We start from the raw sequence: 3,184 nt of genomic DNA, 5'->3' as shown, positions 1-3,184 counted from the left end.
AGGATGTGGGAGAGTAGGACACCGCCGGACAACACGTAAACAGGTAGAGGCCCCACACCCCAGGTGTGGGGCCTCCCTCACATTAACAACCAAACAACCACGGCCACCCCCAAAGGGTGGCCACAACCATTTAACGCCTCTTCGTGGTTCGTGGCGGTTTGAGTTCTTGACTTGGCTACGCAAAGGGCCCGTGGCCCTGCTGGGATGAGTGTTATCTACGCATTCAACCGGAACAGGATCACGAGCCTTGAACGAGCCTACCGTTGTGGCAGTCGACGCTGCCACCACGCTTTTCAATCTGCCCGACTACCGTGTCATCTCGATGACAATCTCCGCTGATGGTTGCCGCCAAGTCCTTGTTGAAAGTGAGCAACCACCAGGGTGCCCCAGCTGCGGGGTGGTGGCCACGCGAAGGAAGGAACGCCGCTTCCCACGCATCCGCGACATTCCCGTCGCCGGGAAAATTGAAGTCTTGTGGCGAAAGTACCGGTGGTACTGCCAAGAGATGGCGTGTGAGCGGCTGTCATTCTTTGAATCCACCACCCAAGTCCCACCGCGATCACGCTCCACGGGTAGGCTGCGTGATCATTTGGTGGATGCGGTGAATGAAGCCTGCTTGCTCAAGCTCCCAGACATCGATACCGATCATGTCCTGGGCGTTGTCGACGGCGGTGACCATGCAGTCGTCGGTGCGTGGCTGATCCAACGCCCACTGCACTGGCGCCTCGGAGTGCACGTGGTGGCGAAAGACCCCTCGGTTGCGTTCAGGAAAGCGCTGCGGATGTGGCTACCCAGAACAGCGGTGGCGGTGGATCACTTCCATCAAGTCTCCCTGGCGAACCAGGCCATGACCGAAGTCCGTCAGCAGCTCGCTCATCAGGTTCATGGCCGGCGACGTCGGGGAGTCGAAACGGCGTGGGCGCACCGGACGCTGTTGCTTCGGGCTGACGATACCCTCTCAGTGAATGCCCGCGCGAGGTTGGAGATAGTCTTCGCCACGGACGATCCGACGGGGAAACTCAAGGCGGCCTGGGAGGTGAAGGAACAAGTCAGAGTCCTTTTGCCTACCGGTTCCTGAGAAGACGCCGAACTAGCCAAAGAGGACCTCGAGAAGCCGGTTCAAGCATCGAAGCTACCGGAGACGACCAGGCTCTGGCGGACCATTTGCCGGTGGTGAAAGGAAATCGAAGTCTTCATCGTCAACGGCGCCGCCAGCGGAAAAGTCGAAGCCAACAACACCGCCATCAAACACATCAAACGCACAGCCCGCGGCTACCGCAACCCAAACAACTACACATCAGCTATTCTCTTCAGAAGTGCCGCCAGGACGACGGCATGACACTCACCCGGGAACCCAAATCCCCGCAAACCACCAAGAGCCACCCGCACTTCTCACGGCGCAGGTTTCTGGGACTAGCTGGCGGTCACGTTCTACTCTTTGAGTGTGTTGGCCAGGGCTTGTGCGGCATCGATTCGTCGGATGGTTGTCGTCTTGCGTCGCGCGACCAGGTTCACGGCAAGAAGCGCACCGAGTGTAAGTGTGACTCCGGCGATTTCGCCGACCGTGGGCTGGTGGCCGCGGAGGGCTTCGATGGTAAAGGCAGTGATGGGGACAAGGTTTATGAACAGGACCCCATTGGATGCCCCCAAAGTAGCGACGGCGTAGTTCCAGGTGAGTACGGCCAGCACAGTGGCTGGAAGCGCCATGTAGAGGATCTGCCAGATGACGGCACCGACGTCCCCGACAGCTATGGGCGGCTCGTTCCATGTCAGTACCGAAGTGAGGGCGATGATGGAGACCGTTCCGAGCAGGCAGGTGTGCGTGGTGAACCTAAGCAGGCTTAACTCCAGGAAGGCGCCGCGGCTGGTCGTGTAGATGACCCACGCTATGACGCCAGAAAAAGTCAATGGAACGCCTAGGCCGAGACCACCGTGGAGGATAGCGGCAGGGTTGCCGTTCCCCAGAACCATGGCGACACCGACGAGTGCTATGGCCGAGAAGAGGAGCACCAGACCAGCGGGGCGCTTTTTGGTGCGGGCCCACATGACGAACAGCGTGACCATAGGTAGTGTCGCCATGACCAAGGAGATTGTTTGCGGTGCCGAGTAGGCTAGGCCGGCGTACATGAGCATGTTGAACCCGGCGAAGCCAATAGTTCCCACCAGCCACAAGGCACCGGCCCTCTTACCAGGGATGACGGCTCGGGGCCCCTCTTTGAGAGCGAGGATGAGCATAAAGACGACCGTGGCCACGATGAATCTGCCGACCGTCAGCTGGAACGGCCCCAGATGGGGGAATGCGGTTTTAGCGATGGTGAACATGCCGCCCCAGGCCAGAGCTGTTGCTAGGCCGCCGACGGCGGCGAGTGAGGTGGTACGGGTCATGGCGACTCCAAGTGTTCGTGAGTTGACGAATACATGAACACTGTACATGATGGTGAGACGAAAGGAAGGCCAGAATGAAACCCCTTCTTCACCCTCGGGCGGATGACCTGGATCTAACCAGAATCCTGCACGCCTGCGCCGACCCCACGCGACTTCGACTCCTTGTCGACATCAACGCCGAACCCGGCAAGACCTGCGGAACCTTCGAATCCGAGCTTTCCAAATCAACACTCTCGGCGCACTTCAAAGTGCTCCGGGAATCGGGCCTCATCCGACAGGAACTCGGCCCGGGCAACAGTCGCCTCAATTGGCCCAGGACTGGGGAGATACAGGCGCGGTTTCCTGACGTCATCAGCGCCATACTCAAGTCCGCCACCCGCAGCGAAGACTGACGTTGGGTGGCACGGACAAGGCGGAGGGCTTCTTGCCGGGCGCCTACAGTAACTTTTTGCATCGGCGCTAGTGTCCAATGTTCAGTCCGGCGCTGACACCTGTGCAGGTGCGCGGGGTCACAGGGTTTCGGTTGGCTATGCAGTGGAAAGACGTGTATTGTTTTTCGAGTTGCCCCGCTTGTTGGGGGAACGAAAATCCCCCTACTTGATGCCGGTTTTGCCGGTGTTTTTGTGGTGTTTTGGTGGGCTGGTTCGCTGTTTGGTGGATTTGCTTTTCTGAAACGTTGTGGGTAAGCTTGAAAAGTTGCCTCGGCACTGATCATTGCGGACTGTTTGTTGGTTTGGGTGTGTTGGCTGGGTGTGGTTGTTGTTTGAGAACTCAATAGTGTGCCAAGTTTTATTGATAC

3 protein-coding genes and 1 pseudogene are annotated in these 3,184 nt (G+C 58.6%); 2 read left to right on the top strand and 2 right to left on the bottom strand.

Annotated elements, in window-relative coordinates; genetic code table 11:
• Positions 1–322: 322 nt before the first annotated feature.
• A pseudogene (locus ACX80E_RS17105) lies at positions 323–1,339 on the top strand (transposase).
• Positions 1,340–1,431: 92 nt separating this feature from the next.
• Here ACX80E_RS17105 and ACX80E_RS17100 read toward each other — a convergent pair.
• Positions 1,432–2,385, bottom strand: coding sequence for a DMT family transporter (locus ACX80E_RS17100; protein ID WP_459303263.1), 954 nt, complete (start codon positions 2,383–2,385; stop codon positions 1,432–1,434).
• A 74-nt stretch (positions 2,386–2,459) separates the two neighbouring features.
• On the opposite strand from ACX80E_RS17100, the gene ACX80E_RS17095 reads away from it, so the two are divergent.
• Positions 2,460–2,777 carry an ArsR/SmtB family transcription factor gene (locus tag ACX80E_RS17095; RefSeq protein ID WP_459303262.1) on the top strand — a complete coding sequence of 106 codons (318 nt, stop codon included), beginning with the start codon at positions 2,460–2,462 and terminating at the stop codon, positions 2,775–2,777.
• Positions 2,778–2,978: 201 nt separating this feature from the next.
• On the opposite strand, the gene ACX80E_RS17090 is transcribed toward ACX80E_RS17095, so the two are convergent.
• Positions 2,979–3,184 (bottom strand): hypothetical protein (locus tag ACX80E_RS17090; protein ID WP_459303261.1); only part of this gene is annotated, 206 nt, incomplete at its 5' end.

The sequence above is a fragment of the Arthrobacter sp. TMN-49 genome (assembly GCF_054511095.1).
Note: the sequence above shows the minus strand (reverse complement) of the source record. Positions and strands in the feature narration are given on the sequence as shown.